General features: G+C 70.8%; 19 protein-coding genes. 5 read left to right on the forward strand and 14 right to left on the reverse strand.

The features are described from left to right. The first annotated feature begins 3 nt into the window (after window positions 1-3). Entirely contained in the window at window positions 4-1,197 is a 1,194-nt protein-coding gene (locus EOD42_RS18345; protein WP_127789030.1) for an MFS transporter, read from the forward strand. A 62-nt stretch (window positions 1,198-1,259) separates the two neighbouring features. Here the strand turns inward: EOD42_RS18345 and EOD42_RS18350 are convergent, their stop codons facing one another. Beyond that, a complete protein-coding gene (locus tag EOD42_RS18350) occupies window positions 1,260-2,696 on the reverse strand; it encodes a catalase (protein WP_127789031.1) in 1,437 nt (478 codons plus the stop codon). Between the two features lie 118 nt (window positions 2,697-2,814). Between EOD42_RS18350 and EOD42_RS18355 the strand changes: the two genes are divergently transcribed. Beyond that, on the forward strand, window positions 2,815-3,705 hold the full coding sequence (locus EOD42_RS18355; protein WP_127789032.1) for a LysR substrate-binding domain-containing protein: 891 nt from the start codon (window positions 2,815-2,817) through the stop codon (window positions 3,703-3,705). Here EOD42_RS18355 and EOD42_RS18360 read toward each other — a convergent pair. After that, the gene (locus EOD42_RS18360; RefSeq protein WP_127789033.1) at window positions 3,689-4,297 is read right to left on the reverse strand and encodes an NAD(P)-dependent oxidoreductase; all 609 of its coding nucleotides are present in this window, start codon (window positions 4,295-4,297) and stop codon (window positions 3,689-3,691) included. The genes EOD42_RS18355 and EOD42_RS18360 overlap by 17 nt on opposite strands. A gap of 103 nt (window positions 4,298-4,400) precedes the next feature. Between EOD42_RS18360 and EOD42_RS18365 the strand changes: the two genes are divergently transcribed. Beyond that, on the forward strand, window positions 4,401-4,772 hold the full coding sequence (locus EOD42_RS18365; protein WP_127789034.1) for a winged helix-turn-helix transcriptional regulator: 372 nt from the start codon (window positions 4,401-4,403) through the stop codon (window positions 4,770-4,772). A 57-nt stretch (window positions 4,773-4,829) separates the two neighbouring features. On the opposite strand, the gene EOD42_RS18370 is transcribed toward EOD42_RS18365, so the two are convergent. The 4 genes from EOD42_RS18370 to EOD42_RS18385 form a co-directional block, all read right to left on the reverse strand. Then, window positions 4,830-5,126, reverse strand: a complete 297-nt coding sequence (locus EOD42_RS18370) for a hypothetical protein (RefSeq protein WP_127789035.1) — start codon at window positions 5,124-5,126, stop codon at window positions 4,830-4,832. A 116-nt stretch (window positions 5,127-5,242) separates the two neighbouring features. Further along, window positions 5,243-5,638 carry a (R)-mandelonitrile lyase gene (locus tag EOD42_RS18375; protein ID WP_127789036.1) on the reverse strand — a complete coding sequence of 132 codons (396 nt, stop codon included), beginning with the start codon at window positions 5,636-5,638 and terminating at the stop codon, window positions 5,243-5,245. Then, window positions 5,638-6,252, reverse strand: a complete 615-nt coding sequence (locus tag EOD42_RS18380) for an acetyltransferase (RefSeq protein ID WP_206020394.1) — start codon at window positions 6,250-6,252, stop codon at window positions 5,638-5,640. Before EOD42_RS18380 ends, EOD42_RS18375 begins: the two co-directional genes overlap by 1 nt. Window positions 6,253-6,260: 8 nt before the next feature. Then, window positions 6,261-7,529 (reverse strand): DUF445 domain-containing protein, encoded by a 1,269-nt coding sequence (locus EOD42_RS18385; RefSeq protein ID WP_127789038.1) that lies wholly within the window; start codon window positions 7,527-7,529, stop codon window positions 6,261-6,263. A gap of 184 nt (window positions 7,530-7,713) precedes the next feature. On the opposite strand from EOD42_RS18385, the gene EOD42_RS18390 reads away from it, so the two are divergent. Further along, on the forward strand, window positions 7,714-8,448 hold the full coding sequence (locus tag EOD42_RS18390; protein ID WP_127789039.1) for a metal ABC transporter ATP-binding protein: 735 nt from the start codon (window positions 7,714-7,716) through the stop codon (window positions 8,446-8,448). Beyond that, on the forward strand, window positions 8,420-9,307 hold the full coding sequence (locus EOD42_RS18395) for a metal ABC transporter permease (protein WP_240655206.1): 888 nt from the start codon (window positions 8,420-8,422) through the stop codon (window positions 9,305-9,307). The genes EOD42_RS18390 and EOD42_RS18395 overlap by 29 nt, the downstream gene beginning before the upstream one ends. A gap of 6 nt (window positions 9,308-9,313) precedes the next feature. Here EOD42_RS18395 and EOD42_RS18400 read toward each other — a convergent pair whose 3' ends face one another. The 8 genes from EOD42_RS18400 to EOD42_RS18435 form a co-directional block, all read right to left on the reverse strand. Beyond that, window positions 9,314-10,525, reverse strand: a complete 1,212-nt coding sequence (locus EOD42_RS18400; RefSeq protein ID WP_127789040.1) for a cytochrome P450 — start codon at window positions 10,523-10,525, stop codon at window positions 9,314-9,316. Window positions 10,526-10,591: 66 nt separating this feature from the next. After that, window positions 10,592-12,640 carry a hydantoinase/oxoprolinase family protein gene (locus tag EOD42_RS18405; RefSeq protein WP_127789041.1) on the reverse strand — a complete coding sequence of 683 codons (2,049 nt, stop codon included), beginning with the start codon at window positions 12,638-12,640 and terminating at the stop codon, window positions 10,592-10,594. After that, window positions 12,627-14,375, reverse strand: a complete 1,749-nt coding sequence (locus EOD42_RS18410) for a hydantoinase B/oxoprolinase family protein (protein WP_127789042.1) — start codon at window positions 14,373-14,375, stop codon at window positions 12,627-12,629. The genes EOD42_RS18405 and EOD42_RS18410 overlap by 14 nt, the downstream gene beginning before the upstream one ends. Window positions 14,376-14,383: 8 nt before the next feature. Further along, window positions 14,384-15,337, reverse strand: a complete 954-nt coding sequence (locus tag EOD42_RS18415) for an ABC transporter ATP-binding protein (RefSeq protein ID WP_127789043.1) — start codon at window positions 15,335-15,337, stop codon at window positions 14,384-14,386. Then, complete coding sequence (locus EOD42_RS18420; protein ID WP_127789044.1) at window positions 15,330-16,301, reverse strand: ABC transporter ATP-binding protein; 972 nt, start codon at window positions 16,299-16,301, stop codon at window positions 15,330-15,332. The genes EOD42_RS18415 and EOD42_RS18420 overlap by 8 nt, the downstream gene beginning before the upstream one ends. Next, a complete protein-coding gene (locus EOD42_RS18425; protein WP_127789045.1) occupies window positions 16,298-17,140 on the reverse strand; it encodes an ABC transporter permease in 843 nt (280 codons plus the stop codon). The genes EOD42_RS18420 and EOD42_RS18425 overlap by 4 nt, the downstream gene beginning before the upstream one ends. Further along, complete coding sequence (locus tag EOD42_RS18430) at window positions 17,137-18,150, reverse strand: ABC transporter permease (protein ID WP_127789046.1); 1,014 nt, start codon at window positions 18,148-18,150, stop codon at window positions 17,137-17,139. The genes EOD42_RS18425 and EOD42_RS18430 overlap by 4 nt, the downstream gene beginning before the upstream one ends. Before the next feature lie 13 nt (window positions 18,151-18,163). Next, window positions 18,164-19,744 (reverse strand): ABC transporter substrate-binding protein, encoded by a 1,581-nt coding sequence (locus EOD42_RS18435; RefSeq protein WP_127789047.1) that lies wholly within the window; start codon window positions 19,742-19,744, stop codon window positions 18,164-18,166. Window positions 19,745-19,877: the final 133 nt, after the last annotated feature.

Raw genomic sequence — 19,877 nt, forward strand, 5'->3', positions numbered from 1 at the left:
CACATGGCCTACACAAACGAAGAGCGCAGCACGCTCGGCGTGATCGCCGGCGCGCATGCGGTGAGTCACATCCACCTTCTGGTGGTTCCCCCGCTGTTTCCCCTGCTGCGGGACCTGCTGGGGGTGGGGTTCCTCGAACTCGGCTTCGCGCTGACGGTGGCCAATATCGTCTCCGCCGCCACCCAGGCGGCGGTGGGCGTGATGGTCGACCGGCTGGGGCCGCGGCGGGTGCTGATGGCGGGGCTGCTGCTGGGCGGCGCCGCCTTCCTGCTGCTGGGGCTGTGGCCCACCTATCCGATGCTGCTGGTGGCCTCGGCCATGTATGGGCTGGCCAATGCGGTCTATCACCCGGCCGATTACGCGATCCTGGGTTCCGCGATCTCGGAGGAACGGGTGGGGCGGGCTTTCTCCATCCATACCTTCGCGGGCTATGCCGGCGGGGCGGTGGCGCCCGCGCTGATGCTGGGCGCCGCCTGGCTGGGCGGGGTGCCGGCGGCACTGTTCCTGGCCGCTCTGCTGGGGCCGTTGGCGGCGCTGCCGCTGCTGCGCGGCGCCATGGCCGAGCGCCCGAAGCCCAAGCCTGTTCGCGCGGCCGGCGCGCCGCGCCTGCTGAACGGCACGGTGCTGGCGCTGACCTTCTTCTTCCTGCTGATCAACCTGTTCAACAGCGGCATCCAGAACTTCGCCGTGCCCGCCTGGGCCATGCTGGACGGCCTGTCGCTTGCCGCCGGCAACACCGCCCTGACCGCCTGGCTGGCGATGAGCGCCGTGGGCGTGCTGGCGGGCGGCGTGGTGGCGGACCGCACGAAGCGCCACGGGCTGGTCGCGGCCGGCGGCTTCCTCGCCTCGGGCTTCCTGCTGCTGGTGGCGGGGCTCGCTTCCCTGCCGCTGGTGCCGCTGACGCTGGTGATGAGCGCCTCGGGCTTCCTGGCGGGCATGATCATGCCGTCGCGCGACATGATCGTGCGCGCGGCAGCCCCTCCGGGCCAGGCGGGTGCTGTGTTCGGCATCGTCAGCACCGGCTTCAACATCGGCAGCATGATTGGCCCCATGGCCTATGGCTGGATGCTGGACCACAGCCGGCCGAGCATGGTCTTCGTGACCACCGCGGCCTGCGTCGGCATCGCCGTCGGCATGGCGCTGTGGCAGGACAGCCGCGCCAGCGCGCGCCGGGCCGTGCTGGCCGCGGCGGAGTAGGGGGGCCTCCGGGGGAAAGCCCCTGGCTGGGGCCCTGGGGGCAAAGCCACCAGGGCGCGACCTTACCCCTTCAGCGCCGCCCTGACGCCTGCGCCGTATTCCGGGTGCACCTGGTCGAACAGGGCCAGCTGCCGGTCGACGATGTGCTGGGGCACCCCGCCCATGGCGGCCGCGATGTTGCCGAACAGGCGCTGGCGTTCCCCGGCGTCGAACAGGTTGAACAGCGCGCGGGGCTGGCTGAAGTCGTCGTTGCCCTCGCGGTGGTTGAAGCGGTCGGCGTCGCCCTGGATGCGCAGCGGCGGCTCGGCCACCGACGGGTCCTGCACCGGCCCGCCCATGCTGTTGGGTTCGTAATAGGCATCGGGGTTGCCGGTGTCGTTCTGGAAGAAGCGCATCGCCCCGTCCTTGTGATAGTGGTGGAACGGGCATTTCGGCGCGTTCACCGGCAGCGCCTCGTAATGCGTGCCCAGCCGGTAGCGATGGGCGTCGGCATAGGAGAAGATGCGCGCCTGCAGCATCTTGTCCGGGCTGGCGCCGATGCCGGGCACGAAGTTGGAGGGGCTGAAGGCCGCCTGCTCGATCTCCGCGAAGTAGTTGCGCGGGTTCCGGTTCAGCTCCAGCACGCCGACGTCGATCACCGGGAAATCGGCATGCGGCCACACCTTCGTCAGGTCGAAGGGATTGAAGGGCGTCTGCTCGGCCTGTTCCTCGGTCATCACCTGGATCTGCATCTTCCAGCGCGGGAACTCGCCGCGCTGGATGCCGCCGAACAGCGCCTCCTGGTAGCTTTCGCGCGATTGGCCGATCACCTGGGCGGCCTCGGCATTGGTGTAGTGCCTGTGGCCCTGCATGGTCTTGAAGTGGAACTTCACCCACACGCGCTCACCGGCCGCGTTCCACATGCCGTAGGTGTGGCTGCCGTAGCCGTTCATGAACATGGGCGCCACGGGCAGGCCGCGGTCGCTCATCAGGATGGTGACCTGGTGCAGGCTCTCGGGGCTGAGGGACCAGAAATCCCACATCGCGGTCGGGCTGCGCAGGTTGGTCTGCGGGTGGCGCTTCTGGGTGTGGATGAAGTCGGGGAATTTTAGCGGGTCGCGCACGAAGAACACCGGGGTGTTGTTGCCCACCAGGTCCCAGTTGCCTTCCTCGGTGTAGAACTTCATCGCGAAGCCGCGCACGTCGCGCTCGGCGTCGGCGGCACCCTGTTCGCCCGCGACGGTGGAAAAGCGCAGCAGCATCTCCGTCTGCTTGCCCACGGCCGAGAACAGGGAGGCGCGGGTATAGCGGCTGATGTCATGCGTGATGGTCAGCGTGCCATAGGCGCCCCAGCCCTTGGCGTGCACCACGCGTTCGGGGATGCGCTCGCGGTTCTGGTGGGCCAGCTTCTCGATCAGCTGCCAATCCTGCAGCAGCACCGGGCCGCGCGGGCCGGCGGTCAGGCTGTTCTGGTTGTCGGCGACGGGCGCGCCGGCGGTGGTTGTCTGGCGAGGCGGCATAAGCGGCTTCTCCTGGGTTGTGTCGTTGGAGGAAGCCTAGGCAAGCGTGCTCCGTCTTGGAAATTGCTGCCCTCAACCGGGCCGATAGCCAAACCGGATTGCGCTATAACCTCTCTCCATGAACCTCAGAGAACTGCGCTATGTGCTGGCGGTTGCCGAGCACCTGCACTTCGGCAAGGCCGCGGAGGCCTGCGCCGTCAGCCAGCCGACCCTCTCCACCCAGCTGCGCAAGCTGGAGGATGAGCTGGGCATCGTGCTGTTCGAGCGTGGCGGGCGCGGGGTGGCGCTGACGCCGATCGGCGCGGAGATGCTGCCGCAGTTCCAGGCGGTGGTGACGGCGGCGGACGCCATCCAGCACCGGGCGGCGGCGGCGCGGGACCCGCTCTCGGGCCGGTTCCGCCTGGGCGTGATCCCGACGCTCGCGCCCTATCTGCTGCCGCTGGTGTTCGGTCCGCTGAGGGAGGCGCTGCCCTGCCTCAGCCTGGAGCCCTGGGAGGATGTGACCAACGCCGTCCTGGCCGGGCTGCGCGCGCATGAGCTGGATGCCGCGCTGATCGCGACCCTGCCGGATGGGTCGGACCTGACGGGTGAGGAGCTGTTCCAGGAGCCCTTCCTGGCGGCCCTTCCGCCCGAGCACCCGCTGACGGCCCGGACCAAGGTGGCCGAGGCCGAGCTGGCCCCCGATGTGCTGGTGCTGTCTGACGGGCATTGCCTGCGGGAACAGGCATTGTCGGTATGCAGTGCCCAGCCGCCGGAGGACGCGCAGCTGCGCGCGGCCAGCCTGCCCACCTTGCTGAACATGGTGGCCGCCGGCTACGGCACCACGCTGATCCCGGGGCTGGCCGCGGGCGTGGCGCAGGATGCCGGGCTGGTGCTGAGGCCGCTGGCCGGCGGGGCAGGGCGCATGGTGCGCCTGGTCTGGCGCGCCAGCTTCCCGCGGCGCGAGGCCGTGGCGGCGATCGCGGGGGTGATCCGCGACCGCCTGTCGGGGTTCAGTAGCCCACTGTGAAGCGCGCGCGGGAATGGGCGGGCTTCTCCACCTCATCCAGCAGGGCGATGGCGTAGTCCTCGAAGGAGATGCTGCTGCCCTTCTCATTGGCCAGCAGCGTGTCCTTGCCCAGGCGGAAGCTGCCGGTGCGCTCACCGGGGATGAACAGGGCTGAGGGCGAGAGGAAGGTCCAGTCCAGCGCCGTCTCGGCCTTCAGCAGGTCGAGGAAGACAGCACCCGCGCTGGCCTCGGCATGGTATTGCGGCGGGAAATCGGGCTGGTCCACCAGGCGCTTGCCGGGGGCCACTTCCAGGCTGCCGGCGCCGCCGACGACCAGATAGCGCGCAACGCCCGAGGCCTTCACGGCCGCGATCAGGGTGGCCGCGTCGCTCGCCAGGAAATGCACGGCGCTGATCACCACGTCATGCCCGGCCAGCAGGGCGGCAAGCCCGGCCTGGTCGTAGACGTCGCCCTTGGCGGGGGTCACGCCGGGCAGGGCCGCGGTCTTTTCCGGGCTGCGGGAAATGGCGGTGACGGCGTGGCCGCGATCCGAGGCTTCCTTGAGGATGCGCGAGCCGGCATTGCCGGTGGCGCCGATGAGGGCGATGCGCATGGCATGCTCCTTGATGGTTTCCGATGGATACCAAGTTGCTTATGGTGAGGCAGGTCGTAAAGAACGCACCTGAATGTCACCTGGTAACCCGAAGGATACCGCCATGCTCATCCCCGACGCCTACAGCGCGGATTGCCCGACCCGGCAGGTGCTGGACCGGGTGGCCGACAAATGGGCGGTGCTGCTGCTGGGGCTGCTGTCGCGGGAGCCCATGCGCTTCAACCGGCTGCGCCGCACGGTGGAGGGGCTGTCGCAGAAGGTGCTGGCCCAGACGCTGCGCAGCCTGGAGCGCGACGGGCTGGTCACGCGCAGCGTGTTTCCCACCGTGCCGGTCACGGTCGAATACGCCATCACGCCGCTGGGCATGACCCTGGCCCAGACGGTGGACCAGCTGCGCATCTGGGCCGAGACCCATATGCCCGAGGTCGCGGCCTGCCAGCGCCGCTATGATGCCGCGCGCGCCGAAGCAGCCTGAACGTGAAAAAGCCGCCCCGTTTCGGGGGCGGCCTTTGCGTGGCGCCGTTCGGGTGGTTCAGCCGCGGCTGTTGACCCAAACGGTGCGGTCGGTGCCGGCGATGTTCTGCACCACCGGCGTCATGCCGGCCACACCCTGCTGCACCGGGCCGTTGGAGGCATAGCCCAGCACAGGGCGGCCCTCATCCACACGGATCACGGCGACGGCGCCGCCACCCACGATGTTGCCCCGGTAGCTGTCGTCATAGACGACGTGCTGGCTGGCGAAGTCGCCTTCCAGGCGGGGAGACTGGGCGAAGGCGGGGGCGGAAGCCATCAGGCTGATGGCGGCGGCGGCGAAAGCGAAGCGGTTCATGGTCTCGGTCTCTTGTCTCTGAGGGGGCGGCCCGTGCCGCCCTTCGGTGAGACAGAGATGCGCCGCAGCATGATTTTTCTCCAATCGAGCCTCGGCATCGGCATCATACGCGGCGGTTATGATGCGTATTGCGCGTCCGAGACATGCTCCAGCCAATCCACCGCCTTGCCGTCCAGCGCCTCCTGGATCGCGATATGGGTCATCGCGGTGGTGGGGCCGGCGCCGTGCCAGTGCTTCTCGCCGGGCGGGAACCAGACGACGTCGCCGGGGCGGATCTCCTCGATCGGGCCGCCCTCTCGCTGCACGCGGCCCATGCCCGATGTCACGATCAGCGTCTGGCCCAGCGGATGGGTGTGCCAGGCGGTGCGCGCGCCCGGCTCGAAGGTGACGGTGGCGGCCGCGACCCGGGCGGGGGCGCCGGTCTGGATCAACGGGTCGATGCGGACCGTGCCGGTGAACCATTCGGCCGGCCCACGGCCGGAGGGCTGGGAGCCCGCGCGCTTGATGTCCATCAGAAACTCCTTTCCTGGGCGGGAACGCCGGTGACGGTGGCACCGGGCGGCACATCCGCGATGACGGCGGCACCGACGCCCACCACGGCATCAGCGCCGATGCTGACGCCGGGTTTCACCTGTGCGCCGACGCCGATCAGCGCCCGCGCCCCGACCCGCACGCCGCCTGCCAGGCTGCTGCCCGGCGCGGCGTGGGCGGCCGCACCCAGCACCGCGTCATGGTCCAATATGGCGCCATGGTTCAGCAGGGCCAGGCCCTCGACCCGCGCATCGGCGGCGACCAGCGCGCGGGCCAGCACCTGCGCCCCCGCGCCGATCCGCGCGCTGGGTGAGACCAGCGCCGCCGGGTGAATGGCGGCCGGCAGCGCGAAGCCCAGTGCCGTGGCCTGGGCGCCCAGCCTTTCCCGCGTGCCGTTGTCGCCGACGGCCACGCAGGCATGGGCGACACCCTCGTTGCGCAGCACCTCCAGCAGCTCTGTCCCGCCCAGCACCGGCACGCCCAGCACGCCGGCGGGCCCTTCGGCATCGGAGAGGCAGCCCACCAGCTCCAGCGTGCCCAGCGCGCGCCACAGCTCGATCAGCACTTTGGCATGGCCGCCGGCGCCGATGAGCACCAGCCGCGTCAATGCACCACGCGCCCGGCCAGCGCCTGGATGACCAGGTGCAGCACGCCGCCGGCCAGGAAGCCCACCAGCGTGCCGTTCATGCGCACATATTGCAGGTCCCGGCCCACGCGCAGCTCGATCTTGCTGACCAGCTCCGCGCTGTCCCAGCGGCCGACGATGCCCTCGACGAAGCCCGCGAGGCGCCCTTGCGCACTGGGCACCAGCGCCATCAGCGCGCCGATCAGCGCGGCGTTCACGCGGTCCCGCGCGCCCTGGTCCTCGGCCAGCAGGGCGCCGGCATTGGCCAGGCCGCTCTCGATGATCTGCACGGTGCGGCCATCGGGGCGGGCGGCGTCCGCCAGCAGGGCGGCGCGCAGCCGGTCCCACACATCGCCCAGCCACAGGGCCACGGCCTCATGCTTCAGCGCGTTGCCGACCGCCTTGCCGAAGGCCGCGGCACGGTCCGGGTCGGTTTCCAGCTTCTCGATCTCGGCGATGATCCAGGCCTCGATGGCCTGGCGGATGGCGCTGTCGGGGGCTTCCATCCGGTCCAGCTCGGTATTGATCACGGCCAGGATCTTGCGCGCGGTATAGGCGCCGGCCATCCAGCCGACGACGGCGCCGCCCTCGTCGCGAACTCTCCGGGCAATCGCCTCGCGCAGCTGGTCCTCCTTGCCGCGCAGGCCCTGGCGCAGGGCGGTGACGGCGGCATCCAGCACGGCCTGGTGGCGGCCGGAGGCCATCATGGCGCGCAGCGCGCGCGCCACTACCTGCGCCGTGCCCGGCCCGCCCGCCATGCGCGGCAGCAGCCGGATCAGCAGGCGGCGGGCGCGCCCGTCCTCCAGCGTGGCCACGATGCGCGGCATGATGCCCGACAGCGCCTGGGCCGCCGGGCGCGTGGAGGCCGGGTCGGTCAGGAAGCCGCGCAGCACGCTGGCCAGATCGAGCCCGGACAGTAGCCGGCGCAGCTCGTTCTCGGTGAACACCTGGCCCGCGATGAAGCGCCCCAGGCCGCGCCCCAGCCTTTCCTTCTGCGCCGGGATGATGGCGGTGTGCGGGATGGGCAGGCCGAGCGGGCGGCGGAACAGCGCCGTGACGGCGAACCAGTCCGCGATGCCGCCCACCACGCCGGCCTGGGCGGCGGCGGCCAGCAGCGCGGTGGCCGGCCCCTCCGGCAGGCGATAGGCCAGGACCACGAGCCCCACCATCAGGATCAGCAGGAAGGTCGCGAAGGCGCGATGGCGGTTGAGGCTCTGGCGCAGCTCGGCGTCATGGTCTTGAGTCATGGCTCCTTTGTGGGGATTCAGGCGCCCCAAGGCCAGGGGTCTCTGGCAACGTCACCCATGTGTTGTTATATCGTAGCATCATGATGGACCCCCTGGCCCTTTCCGCTGGTATCGGCGCGCGGCTCCTCGCCGCGGGCGCGGTGCTGGCCGTGCTGTGGGCGGGCGTGTTCTGGGCGATGCGCGCATGAAGGCGGCCCCGATCACCCTGACCAACGTCACCTGCGGCTATGAGGGGCGGCCGGCGGTGCATCATGTCTCGGGCGAGTTCGCTCCCGGGTCGCTGACGGCCGTGATCGGGCCGAACGGCGCCGGCAAATCCACCCTGCTGCGCGGCATCGCGGGGCTGCAGGCGCCGCTCTCGGGCGAGATTGCGGGGGCGGCCGGTCAGGTCGCGCTGCTGCCGCAGGCGGCGGGTCTCGACCGTTCCTTCCCGATTTCCTGCCTGGATGCGGTGTTGCTGGGGCTGTGGCCCAGCGCCGGCGCCTTCCGCGCCATTACCCGCGCCGAACGCGCCCGGGCCGCCGAGGCGCTGGCCGCCGTGGGGCTGTCGGGCTTCGCGGGGCGCATCGTCGGCACGCTCTCGGCCGGGCAGTTCCAGCGCCTGCTGTTCGCGCGGCTGCTGTTGCAGGATGCGCCGGTGCTGCTGCTGGACGAGCCCTTCACCGCGCTGGACGAGCGCACCGCCGCCGACATGCTGGCGCTGATCCATCGCTGGCATGGCGAGGGGCGGACCATCATCGCCGTGCTGCATGACATGGATCTGGTGACGCGCGATTTCCCGCGCACCCTGTTCCTGGCGCGCGACTGCCTGGGCTGGGGCCCGACCGATACCGTGCTGACCCCGGAGAACCGCCTGCGCGCCCGCCGCATGGCCGAGGCCTGGCGCGAGGGTGCCGCCGACTGCCGGCGCGCCGCCTGACGTGTTCCTGACTGACCCGTTCCTGGAATTCGGCTTCCTGCGCCGGGCGCTGGTCGGCGGGCTCGCGCTGGCGCTGTCGGCGCCGCCGCTGGGCCTGTTCCTGATGCTGCGGCGCATGTCGCTCACGGCCGATGTGCTGGCCCACGGCATGCTGCCGGGTGTGGCGCTGGCCTATATCCTGGCGGGGCTGGCGGTGCCGGCGCTGGCCACCGGCGGGCTGATCGCGGGCCTTCTGGTGGTGCTCGGGGCGGGTGCGCTGTCGCGCCTCTCCGGCGGGCGGGAGGATGCGTCGCTGGCCGCGCTCTATCTGGTGGCGCTGGCGGCCGGTGTCTCGCTGCTGTCCTGGCGGGGCAGCGCCGTGGAGTTGACGCAGGTGCTGTTCGGCTCCGTGCTGGGGGTGGACGACCCGGCGCTGCTACTGATGGCCGGCACGGCCACGGCCACCTGGCTGTTCCTGGCCCTGGCCTGGCGGCCGCTGGTGCTGGAATGCTTCGACCCATCCTTCGCGGCCGCAGTCGGCGCGCGGGGCGGGCTGTGGCACCTGGGCTTCCTGGCCATGGTGGTGCTGAACCTGGTGGCGGCCTTCGCGGCGCTCGGCACGCTGATGGCCGTGGGTGTCATGATGCTGCCGGCCATCGCAGCCCGGCACTGGGCGCGGCAGGTGGGCGGCATGGCCTATGCCAGCGTGCTGATCGCCATGGGCGCGGTGCTGGCGGGGCTGATCCTCAGCTATCGCGCCGACCTGCCGACCGGGCCCGCCATCGTGCTGACGGCGGGCGCCTTCTGGGCGTTGTCGCTGGTGGTGGGGCCGGTGGATGGGCTGCTGGGGCGGCTGCGGAAAGGGCACCGGGAGGGCTGAGCCCCCTCAGCGTGCCCGCAGCGGCAGCTTCCCGAAGCTGCGCAGGTTGTTGTTCAGCCGCCGTTCCGGCGCGCCCACCAGTTCCAGCGTCTCCACCCGGGCCGCAAGCGCCTTCAGCATCACCTCGCCCTCCAGCCGCGCCACCGCCTGGCCCACGCACATGTGGATGCCGTAGCCGAGGGCGACATGGCCCTGGGTCTTGCGGTCGATGTCGAACTCGTCGGGGTTCGCCCAGAAATCGGGGTCGCGGTTCGCGGCCGGCAGCATCACGATCACCTTGCTGTCGGCGGGGATCGTCACGTCATCCACCACCACGTCGCGCATGGTCAGCCGCCCGACATAGGGGATGGGCGTCTCGATGCGCATCGCTTCCTCGATGGCGTTCCGGGCGCGGTCGGGGTTGGCGCGCAGGGCCGCGTATTGGGCGGGATCCCGCGCCAGGTAATGCAGCGCGGCCGAGATGGTGGAGGAGGAGGTGTCGAGCCCGCCGCGCAGGAAGGAGCGGATCAGCAGGGGTGCGACCTCGGCCGGGATCTCGCCGGCATCGGCGGCCTCGAAGATCTTCAGGCCGAACCCGTCGGAGGCCTGGTTCTCCCGCTTCATCATCTCCTGGTGCCAGGGCTCGATGGCCGCCACGCGCCTGGTCGTGGCCTCCAGCCGGGCGTTGCGGGGGCCCTGGGCGTCGAAGTTCCACTCGCCGATCAGGAACAGGTTGTCGCGGCGCTCCGGCGAATCGGGCAGGCCCAGCGCATCGGGCAGCACGCGGGCGATGAAGGCCTCGCTGAGGTCGTGCACGCCGTCGAAGCTGCCGCGCTCCAGCATCTCATCGACCAGGCGGGCGGCTTCGGCCTCGAACTCCGCGCGCCATTGCCGCATCACGCTGGGCGACAGCACCTTGTTCATCACGCCGCGCACGCGGGTGTGGTCCGGCGGGTCGGTCTCCACGATCGGGCTGGGTGAGCGCCAGGCGCCGGGCTTGCGGATATCCGCGATGCCGGAACCGCCGGTCGAGGAGAAATCGCGCCAGTTCTTCAGCGCGGCCATCACGTCGCGATGGCGGCCGATGGCATAGACGCCGTGCTTTTCCAGATAGACGGCGGGCCCGGCGCGGCGGATCTCGTCATAGGCGGGGAAGGGGTCGGCCAGGATCGCGTCGTCATACGGGTCTAACGTGATGACGGGCGCGGGGCGTCCCTCAAGGAGTGTATCGGTGGTCACGGCGGTTCCTTCGGGTTGGGACGCTCGTGGGCTGGCGGGAAACTGTCCCGCCAGCGCCTGGGGGTGTCAACCGCGAGCCAGCAGCAGCGCCCCCGAGGGATGCATGGTCGCGGTCCAGCCGGGGGCGACCACGGTGGTCGCATCCAGCTGGGTGACGATGGCGGGGCCGGCGAAAACGGCACCGGCGGCCAGCCTTGCCCGGTCCAGCACCACCGCCTCCACGGCCCCTTCGGGCAGCAGCATGCGCTGGCGGCCGACCTCCGCACTGTCGCCGGCGGCACCCTGCGGCGGGCTTGCGGCCGGGGCGGGCAGGATGCCCACGGCTTCCAGGCGCAGCGTCACGATCTCGATCGCGACAGCCGGCAGGTCGAAGCCATATAGCGCGCGGTGAGCCTCGGCGAAGGCAGCACCCAGATCGGGCGCGTCCCAGGCAACGGCCAGCTCATGGCCCTGCTCCTCATAGCGCATCAGGGCCACGCGGCGCAGGCGGCGGTCGGGCCCGGCCACTTCCTCGGCGGCGAACCAGGCGGCGGCTTCGGCTTCAAGGGCCGTGAACACGCCGCCCAGGCGCGCCATGTCGGCGCCCTTCAGCGGCTCGGCGACGCTGCGGGTGAACTCGGCCTTCAGGTCCGCCGCCAGCAGCCCCTGGGCACACAGCACCCCCGGCGCGGGCGGCACCAGAACGCGGGTGACCCCCAGCAGCTCGGCCAGGGCGCAGCCGTGCAGCGGCCCCGCCCCGCCGAAGGGCACCAGGGTGAAGTCCCGCGGGTCATGCCCGCGTTCGACCGACACCACCCGGATCGCGCCCACCATGTTGTTGTCGGCGATGGCCAGGATCCCGCGCGCCGCCTGTTCCAGGGTCAGCCCCAGGGGCTCGGCCACCCGCGCCACGGCGGCCTCGGCCAAGGCCGGGTCAAGCGCCATCCGCCCGCCGAGCAGCGAGGGCGGCAGGTGCCCCAGCACCATATGGGCGTCGGTCACGGTGGGCTCGGTGCCGCCGCGCATGTAGCAGGCGGGGCCGGGGGCAGCGCCCGCGCTCTGCGGGCCGACGGTCAAGGCACCATCGGCGGCGACGCGCGCGAGGGAACCACCGCCCGCACCGATCGTGACCATATCGACCATCGGCAGCGACAGCGGCCAGGGGCCGACGCGCCCGGTCTGGGTCAGGCCCAGCTCACCCTTCGCGATCAGGCAGATATCCGCGCTGGTGCCGCCGATATCGACGGTGATCAGGTTTTCCACCCCCGCTGCCGCGCAGACGGCGCGTGCGCCGACCACCCCGGCGGCGGGGCCGGAGAGGGCGGTCTGCGCCGGCGCCTGGCGGATGGAGGCCGCACCCGCCACGCCGCCATTTGATTTCATCAGCAGCAGCGGGGCGGCGATGCCCGCCCCCGCCAGCCGGTCCTCCAGCCGCGCGATATAGGTCGAGACCGCCGGCATGACGGCCGCGTTCAGCACGGTGGCCATGCTGCGCTCATACTCGCGCACCACCGGGAACACATCGACCGAGGCCGACAGGGCGAGGCCCGGCGCTTCCTCACCCAGGATCGCGAGCGCGCGGCGTTCGTGGATGGGGTTGGTGAAGGCGTGCAGGAAGCAGACGGCAATGGCGCGCGCCCCGCCGGCGATGGCCGCGCGCGCGGCATCGCGCACCGCCTGTTCGTCGAGCGGCACCAGCTCCGTGCCATCGGCGGCGATGCGGCCCGCGGCCTCGAACACCAGGCCGGGCGGCACGGGGCGCTTCGGCTTGATCCAGGCCCAGAGATTGTCGCGGCGCGGCAGATCCGCGCGCCCGATCTCCAGCACATGGCGGAAGCCTGCATTGGTCAGCAGCGCGGTGGGCGCGGTGCGTCCTTCGAGGATCAGGTTGGTCGCAACCGTCGTGCCGTGCAGCACGCGCGCCGTCTCCGCCGCCGTGCGCCCGGCCGCTTCCAGCGCGAGGGTCACGCCGTTGAGGAACGCCTCTGACGGGTCATGCGGGGTGGAGGGGGTCTTGGCCGTCCAGGCCTGGCCGGTCGCCGCATCCTGCAGGGTGATGTCGGTGAAGGTGCCGCCGATATCGACGGCAACCAGCAGATTACGGGAAATTCCCGCGCGTGATTCACGCGACTGCATCGCGGTACTCCCAGCGATGAAACAAGGCAGTGGCGGGGCGGGTGGCGCGGGCGGAGGTTTCGGGCGTGCCGTCCAGCATGGCCACCCCATAGTCCCGAAGTGCTGCCTCGGGCGTGATGAAGCCGCCCTGGACGTCGCGCATGACCTCCTCGGCGGGTCGGTCGAACGGATGGCCCCAGCCGCCCCCGCCGCCGGTCTCGATGCGGAAGATGTCGCCGCGCTTCAGGATGGTGCCGTCCGACAGCGGGGCCAGCACGCGTTCCTCGGGCGTGCCCGGGTTCACCACCGCGCGCCCCGCACCGCCGTTCATGCCGCCGGCAACGCCCCAGGGCGGGTTCTGCACGCTGTCGATGCGCACGGCCAGCATCGCCTCATCGGCCAGCACCTCGAACTCCCGCACCACGCCGGAACCGCCGCGATAGCGCCCCGCGCCGGAGGAATTGGTGTTCAGCCCGTATTCGCGCAGCCGCACCGGGTAGGTCAGCTCCATGAACTCGGCCGGGTAGTTTTCCTGGGCCACGAAATACACGGCGTCGGTTCCATCGGCGAAGGGGCGCGCGCCATAGCCCACGCCGATGCCGTCGCTCATCAGGAAGCGTTTTCCGCCGGCCGTCCCGCGCAGCGTGATGACGACATAGGCGCAATGGGCGGCAGGTGCCTGCCCGTTGCGGGCCACGGCCACCAGCCCGTGAAAGGCCGCGAGCAGGCGCATCATGGTCAAGCCCCGCAGGCCGAGCGGCGCCGGGGAGCGCGGCATCAGCAGAGAGCCTTCGCGCAGGCGCACCTCGTCGATCGCGCGGGGGCCGCCCGCGTTCAGCACCTGGCCCTGGGTGCCCTGCAGCACATACAGCCCCAGCGCCATGCCCGGCACATCGGGGTGCATCAGCAGATTCACCGGGCCCGCCGCCTGGTCGTCGGTGGCGGTGGCATCCAGGATGAAGCGGTCATCGGGCGTGCGGGTCAGCGACAGGCGGATGGCGAAGGGGCCGTTGCCCTGGCCGTCGGTGTCGATCGCGTCCGCGAAGCTGGTGGTGCCGACGGGGAAGATTTCCTTCAGCTTCTGCCGCACCGTCTGCTCGGTGCGGGACAGCAACTGCGCCAGCGCATCGGCCAATGTGTCCGCACCGAAGCGCCCGGCCATTTCCGCCAACCGCTTCTCGCCCAGCCTGACGGCGGCCATCAGCGCGCGGGTATCGCCCTGGGACTGGGTGGGGAAGCGGCTGTTGCGCCAGAAGGCCCGCAGCAGATCCTCATTCGTCTCACCCCCGCGCATCAGGCGCACGGGGGGGATGATGATGCCTTCCTGGAAATGGTCCGTGGCATCGGGGCTGAGCGAGCCGGGGCGCAGGCCGCCGATATCGGAGAAATGCGCCCAACCCATCACGAAGCCCACGCGCACGCCCTGGTGAAAGGCGGGTGCGAGAAAGACCTGGTCGTTGGAATGGGAGACAGCGCCCCGGCTGCCGTAGCAGTCATTGTACCAATACAGGTCTCCTTCCTGCATCGTCTCGATCGGGAATTGCGCCGCGACCGGGGCCACGATGTCGCCGAAGATCGGCAGGTCGCTGCCGACCGCCATGGCGCCGCTGGCATCGAATAGGGCGGTGTAGAAATCCTTCTTCTCGCGGATGAAGGCGGACATGGCGGTGCGCTCCAGCAGCGCCTCCATCTCCGCCTGCGCGGCGCGCGCGGCGCCCCGGATGATTTCCAGCGTGACGGGATCGCAGTGGGTCATGATGCCTCTCAGGCGGCGTCGCGCCAGCGATGGCAGGCGACGGAATGGCCGGGGCCGGCGGTTTCAGGAACGGGGTCGCGCGTGGCGCATTCCGGCGTGGCCAGGCCGCAGCGCGGGTGAAAGCGGCAGCCGCTGGGCACGGCGCGCAGGCTCGGCGGGTCGCCGGGCAAGGCCGGGCCGGTCTCGGCGCCGTCCAGCCGGGGGGCGGCCGCCAGCAGCGCGCGGGTATAGGGATGGCGCGGGGCGGCGAACAGCTCAGCGGCGCTGCCTTCCTCGACCACGCGGCCCAGATACATCACCGCCACCCGGTCGCACACGCGGCGCACGACGGACAGGTCATGGCTGATGAACAGGTAGGTCAGGCCGAACTTCTCGCGCATGTCGCGCAGCAGCCGCAGCACGGCGGCCTGCACGGACAAATCGAGGCCCGCGGTGGGCTCGTCGAGGATCACGACGCGCGGGCGCAGCAGCAGGATGCGGGCAAGCCCCACCCGGCGCTGCTGCCCGCCCGACAGTTCATGGGGGTAGCGTTCAGCCAGGGCAGGGTCCAGCCCGACGGCCGCCAGCATGTCGCGGATGCGCGCCTGGCGTTCCGCGCTGTCCGCCACGCCATGGATCTTGAGCCCCTCGGCCAGCGTGGCACCCACCCGCCACCAGGGGTCGAGCGCGGCACCCGGGTCCTGATGCACGTACTGCACGGCTTCGCGCCCGACGCGCCCCGATCGGGACACATCCGCGCCCTGCAGCGTGATGCGCCCGGCGGATTCCCGCTGCAGGCCGAGCAGCGTGCGCGCCAGCGTGGTCTTGCCGCAGCCGCTTTCGCCGACGATGCCGAAGGTCTCACCCTCATTCACCGAGATCGACACGCCATCCACCGCCGTCACGCCGGGGCGGTTCTTCAGCAGGCCGCGCTTGGCGCCGAGTTCGACCGACAGCGCCTCTGCACCGATGATCTCAGGCAAGGGCGTTCTCCGGCAGCGGCGTCTCGAAATGGGGGCAGGCCACGGCCCGGCCGCCCGGCAGGGCGACCAGCGGCGGCGGGGCGGTGGCGCAATCAGGCCGCGCGATGGGGCAGCGGGGGTGAAACCGGCAGCCCGGCGGCTGGGCGGTGGCGGCGGGGACGGTTCCCGGAATACCAGAGAGGTCGGCCGAACGGTCGGGGTGGCAGGCCAGCAGCATCCGCGTGTAGGGGTGCCGCGGGTCGTCCAGCACCTGGCGCGTCGGGCCGGTTTCGGCCACGCGCCCGGCATAGAGCACCGTCACGCTCTCGCACACCGAAGCCAGCACGCCGAAGTCGTGCGTCACGAACAGCAGCGACAGCCCGCGTTCGGCCACCAGGCGGCGCAGCAGCGCCAGGATCTCACGCTGGGTGGTGACGTCGAGCGCGGTGGTCGGCTCATCGGCCACCACCAAGGCCGGGTCGCAGGCCAGGGCGGCCGCGATCAGCAGGCGCTGGCGCTGCCCGCCCGAGAATTGGTGCGGGTATTTGCGCAGCGCCCCCTCGGGGTCGGGCAACTGCACGGCGCGGAACAATTCCACGATCTTGCGCTTGTGGTCGGCCCGGCTGCCGGGGGCGTGGCGGCGCATGATCTCCAGTATCTGGTCGCCGGCGCGGAACACCGGGTTCAGCGACAGATACGGGTCCTGCGGGACGAAGCCGATGCGCCCGCGGGCCGAGGCGGCGCGGTCGGTCAAGATGTCCTGCCCGTCGAACAGGATGGCCCCGCGCGGGGTTTCGGCACCCTTCGGCATGATGCCGAGGATGCTGCGCAGCAGTGTCGACTTGCCGCAGCCGCTTTCGCCCACGATCCCCATCGTGCCGCCGCGCGGGATGGCGAAGGACACATCCTGCAGGATCTGCGCCGTGCCGCGTTCAGAGCGGATCTGAACGTCCAGCCCCTCGACCTGAAGCATCGGGCCGCTCATCGGCGGGACCGCCGCAGGCGCGGGTCGGCGGCGTCGCGCAAGCCATCACCCAGCAGGTTGAAGCCCAGCACCAGCAGCAGGATGGCCAGGCCTGGAAAGGTCGGGAACCACCAGGCTTCCGGCAGGTGCTGCCGCGCCTCGGAGACCGCCAGCCCCCAATCGGGCGAAGGCGGGGCGGCCCCCACGCCCAGAAAGCCCAGTATGGCGGCGGTCAGGATCGTGAAGCCCATGCCGATGGTGGCCCGCACCAGGATGGCAGGGGCGGCATTGGGCAGCACATGCAGGAACAGGATGCGCGCGGGGCCGGCGCCGATGCCGGCCAGCGCGTCCACGAACAGCGCCCCGCGCAGGCGGCGGGTTTCGGCGAAGACCGTGCGCGCGAAGAACGGCCAATAGGTCAATGACAGCGCGACCATCGCCGCCCCGATGCCCGGCGCGATCAGCTGGCCGAGCGCGAGTGCGAGGATCAGCTGCGGCACGGCGAGGAACACGTCGGTCACGCGCATGAGCACTTCCGACAGCCAGCCCTCGCGCCAGCCGGCCGCGAGCCCGATCGGCACCCCGATCGCCATGGCCGCCAGCACCACCGACAGCGCGACGGTGATGGCGCTGCGGGTGCCGAGGATCACGCGCGAGAGGATGTCGCGCCCGAGATTGTCGGTGCCGAAGGGAAACTCCGCCGAGGGCGGGCGCAGCCGCTGCAGCAGGTGGCTTTCAAAGGCATCGTCGGGGTAGGGCGCAAGCCAGGGCGCGAAGATCGCGATCACCACCGCCGCCAGCACGATCAACAGGCCAAGCGCGGCGACGGGGTCGCGGAAGATGTGGCGCAGGGCGGTCATCGGGCATCCTCCGCCACGCGGGGGTCGATCAGCGCCTGGGCGACATCCACCAGCACATTCACCACCGCATAGACCACGCCGACAACCAGCGTGACGGCCAGCAGCGCCTTGTAGTCGGCAGACAGGATCGCCTGCACCGCATAGGTGCCGAGGCCCGGCCAGTCAAAGATCGCCTCGACCGCGACGGCGCCCGAGATCAGCGCGCCGAACAGCAGACCGATCTGGGTGACGACCATGTTCACCGCGTTGCGCAGCACGTAGATGGCGTTGAGCCGCACCCGGCCATAGCCGGCGGCGCGCGCGTACAGCACGAAATCCTTCTGCAGCGTCTCGAGCACGCCCGAGCGCGTGAAGCGTGCGATGGTGGCAAGCCCCGGCAGGCACAGCGTGACCGCCGGCAGCACCAGATGCAGCAGCCCATCCCAGAACATGTCGAGCCGCCCGGCCAACAGGCTGTCGATCAGCACGAGGCCGGTGCGCCAGGGCGGCATCCCGATCTCCACATCCACCCGCCCGCGCAGGGGCAGGATGTCGAGGTCCATGGAAAAGACGAGTTGCAGCATGATCGCCAGCCAGAAGCTGGCCATGGCGAGCCCGCCCACCGACAGCAGCCGCACCAGATGATCGACCGGGCCGTTATGGTTGACGGCCGCCAACAGCCCGAGCGGGATGCCCAGGATGGTCGACAGGAACAGGGCCGCGAAGGTCAGTTCCAGCGTGGCGGGCAGGCGCTGGCCGATTTCCTCGGCGACCGGGCGGCCCGAAAACACGCTGCGCCCGAAATCGCCCGTCAGCACCTGGCGGATATGGATGACCGCCTGTTCCAGGATGGGCCGATCCAGGCCGTATTGCGCGCGGATCTCCGCCAGCTGGGCCGGGGTCGCGGCGTCGCCGGCCAGCGTCGCCGCCGGATCACCGGGGATGACGCGCGACAGCACGAAGGTCAGGAACACCAGCCCCAGCAGGGCGGGCAGCGCCAGCAACAGCCGGCGCACCACATAGGAAAGCATCAGTTGGCGGCCATCAGTTCGCCAGCGACATCAGCCGCATCTCGCCGCCCGAACCGACGGGGGAGAACTGATAGCCCTGCACCCGGCGCGACAGCCCGCGCAGGTTCAGCGTGTTGTAGACCCAGATGTCGGGGCTGTCGGCCACCACGAGGCGCGTGGCCTGCTGGTACAGGGTCTGGCGTTCCGCCTGATCGAGGCTCGCGCGGGCGCGGCGCAGCAGCGTGTCCACCTCGGCGTTGGAGTACCAGGAACTGGCCTTCCAGGTGCCGTGGAACTGGCTGTCATACATCTGGCCGATCCAGTTCTCGGGATCGACGAAATAGGTGGAGACCCAGTGGACCCACATGTCGGGGGTGGATTCCGCCCGGCCCGTGGCGCCGGTGATGCCGGCCCAGGTGTTGGGGACGATGCGCAGGTTCACGCCCACGCGCCGCAGATCGGCCTGATACATCTGGGCGGCCTGGACGGTCTGCTCCAGCTCGTTCTGGACATGCACCTCGATCTCCCGGTCGAGCGGCGCGCCGGCCGCGCGGGCGCGGTCGCAATGCTGCCGGGCGAGCGCCAGGTCATAGGTGTAGGGCTGCAGGTCCGGCGGGTTGCCCCACAGATTGTTGGGGTTGGGGCTGCCGTTGCGCACCACCAGGCCCCGCAGGATGGTGTTGTTGAAGCCCTCGTAGTTGAAGGCATGGGCGAAGCACAGCCGCGCGTCGCGGTTGTCGAAGGGCGGCTTGCGGTTGTTCATGCGGATGATGAACACGCGCATGCTTTCGTCGCGCGCGACCCGGGTGCGGTTGTTGCGCTCCACCCGTTCCACCTGGTCGGTCGGCAGGTAGCTGTCGGTCGCGTCGATCTCACCGCGCAGCAGGGCCAGCACGCGGGTCGACGTTTCCATCACCGGGCGAGAGCGCACCTGCTCGATCGGGCGCTGGTTGTGGCCCCAGCCGAGGAAGTGGTCGGCGAAGCGCGTCATGTCCATCGACACGCGGGCCTGATAGGTCGCGGGATCGATGCGGTAGGCGCCCGAGCCCGCGGAGTTCGAGGCAAGCCAGGCCGCGCCCCAATCATTGTTGACCGTGTGCTGGGCCAGCACGCGCGGGTTCACGATGGCCACCAGCGGGATGGCGGACAGGAACGGCGCATAGGGGCTGGAAAGCACGAAGCGCACCGTGCGCGGGCCGGTCGCCGTCACGTTCTCGGGGCGCAATACCGGTGAGAAGGCGGCCGCCGGCGCGCGGTTCATCGAAAGCAGGCGGCGGAAGGAATAGACGACGTCCTCCGCCGTCATCTCGCTGCCGTCCTGGAACTTGATGCCCGCGCGCAGGGTGAATTCCCAGCTCAGGCCGTCGGCGCTGGTGGTGTGGCTCTCGGCCAGCCAGGGCCGCAGGTCGGGCGGGTTGCCCTGATAGCGGTACAGCCCGTCGTAGGCGTTGAGCAGCACGAACTGGCTCGGCACGTCGAAGATCGCGTGGGGGTCGAGGGTCGCGGGCAGGCTGTCGCCCCACACCATGGGGCGCTGCTGCTGGGCCAGGGCGGGCGTCGCCACCACACCCAGGGCAGCCGCGAGAATGGCGGCACGCAGACGACGGAAACCCATGGCTGTTCTCCCCGGACAATGTCGGACAGGAGTGAACGGCGAGCGGGAGGTACGGACAAGCGCGCTGGCGCCCGTAAACCATGCGGGTGGACCGGCAATGCCCAGAGGGAAGGCGGGTGTGCGCGTTGGGAGG

Origin of the sequence: Rhodovarius crocodyli (genome assembly GCF_004005855.1) — a bacterium.
GTDB lineage: Bacteria > Pseudomonadota > Alphaproteobacteria > Acetobacterales > Acetobacteraceae > Rhodovarius > Rhodovarius crocodyli.

What these genes read in the sequence shown, in the direction of transcription:
- EOD42_RS18345 (WP_127789030.1), top strand. Translation starts at nt 4, where the DNA reads ATGGCCTACACAAACGAAGAGCGCAGCACGCTCGGCGTGATCGCCGGC.
- EOD42_RS18350 (WP_127789031.1), bottom strand. Translation starts at nt 2,696, where the DNA reads ATGCCGCCTCGCCAGACAACCACCGCCGGCGCGCCCGTCGCCGACAAC.
- EOD42_RS18355 (WP_127789032.1), top strand. Translation starts at nt 2,815, where the DNA reads ATGAACCTCAGAGAACTGCGCTATGTGCTGGCGGTTGCCGAGCACCTG.
- EOD42_RS18360 (WP_127789033.1), bottom strand. Translation starts at nt 4,297, where the DNA reads ATGCGCATCGCCCTCATCGGCGCCACCGGCAATGCCGGCTCGCGCATC.
- EOD42_RS18365 (WP_127789034.1), top strand. Translation starts at nt 4,401, where the DNA reads ATGCTCATCCCCGACGCCTACAGCGCGGATTGCCCGACCCGGCAGGTG.
- EOD42_RS18370 (WP_127789035.1), bottom strand. Translation starts at nt 5,126, where the DNA reads ATGAACCGCTTCGCTTTCGCCGCCGCCGCCATCAGCCTGATGGCTTCC.
- EOD42_RS18375 (WP_127789036.1), bottom strand. Translation starts at nt 5,638, where the DNA reads ATGGACATCAAGCGCGCGGGCTCCCAGCCCTCCGGCCGTGGGCCGGCC.
- EOD42_RS18385 (WP_127789038.1), bottom strand. Translation starts at nt 7,529, where the DNA reads ATGACTCAAGACCATGACGCCGAGCTGCGCCAGAGCCTCAACCGCCAT.
- EOD42_RS18390 (WP_127789039.1), top strand. Translation starts at nt 7,714, where the DNA reads ATGAAGGCGGCCCCGATCACCCTGACCAACGTCACCTGCGGCTATGAG.
- EOD42_RS18405 (WP_127789041.1), bottom strand. Translation starts at nt 12,640, where the DNA reads ATGCAGTCGCGTGAATCACGCGCGGGAATTTCCCGTAATCTGCTGGTT.
- EOD42_RS18410 (WP_127789042.1), bottom strand. Translation starts at nt 14,375, where the DNA reads ATGACCCACTGCGATCCCGTCACGCTGGAAATCATCCGGGGCGCCGCG.
- EOD42_RS18420 (WP_127789044.1), bottom strand. Translation starts at nt 16,301, where the DNA reads ATGAGCGGCCCGATGCTTCAGGTCGAGGGGCTGGACGTTCAGATCCGC.
- EOD42_RS18425 (WP_127789045.1), bottom strand. Translation starts at nt 17,140, where the DNA reads ATGACCGCCCTGCGCCACATCTTCCGCGACCCCGTCGCCGCGCTTGGC.
- EOD42_RS18430 (WP_127789046.1), bottom strand. Translation starts at nt 18,150, where the DNA reads ATGCTTTCCTATGTGGTGCGCCGGCTGTTGCTGGCGCTGCCCGCCCTG.
- EOD42_RS18435 (WP_127789047.1), bottom strand. Translation starts at nt 19,744, where the DNA reads ATGGGTTTCCGTCGTCTGCGTGCCGCCATTCTCGCGGCTGCCCTGGGT.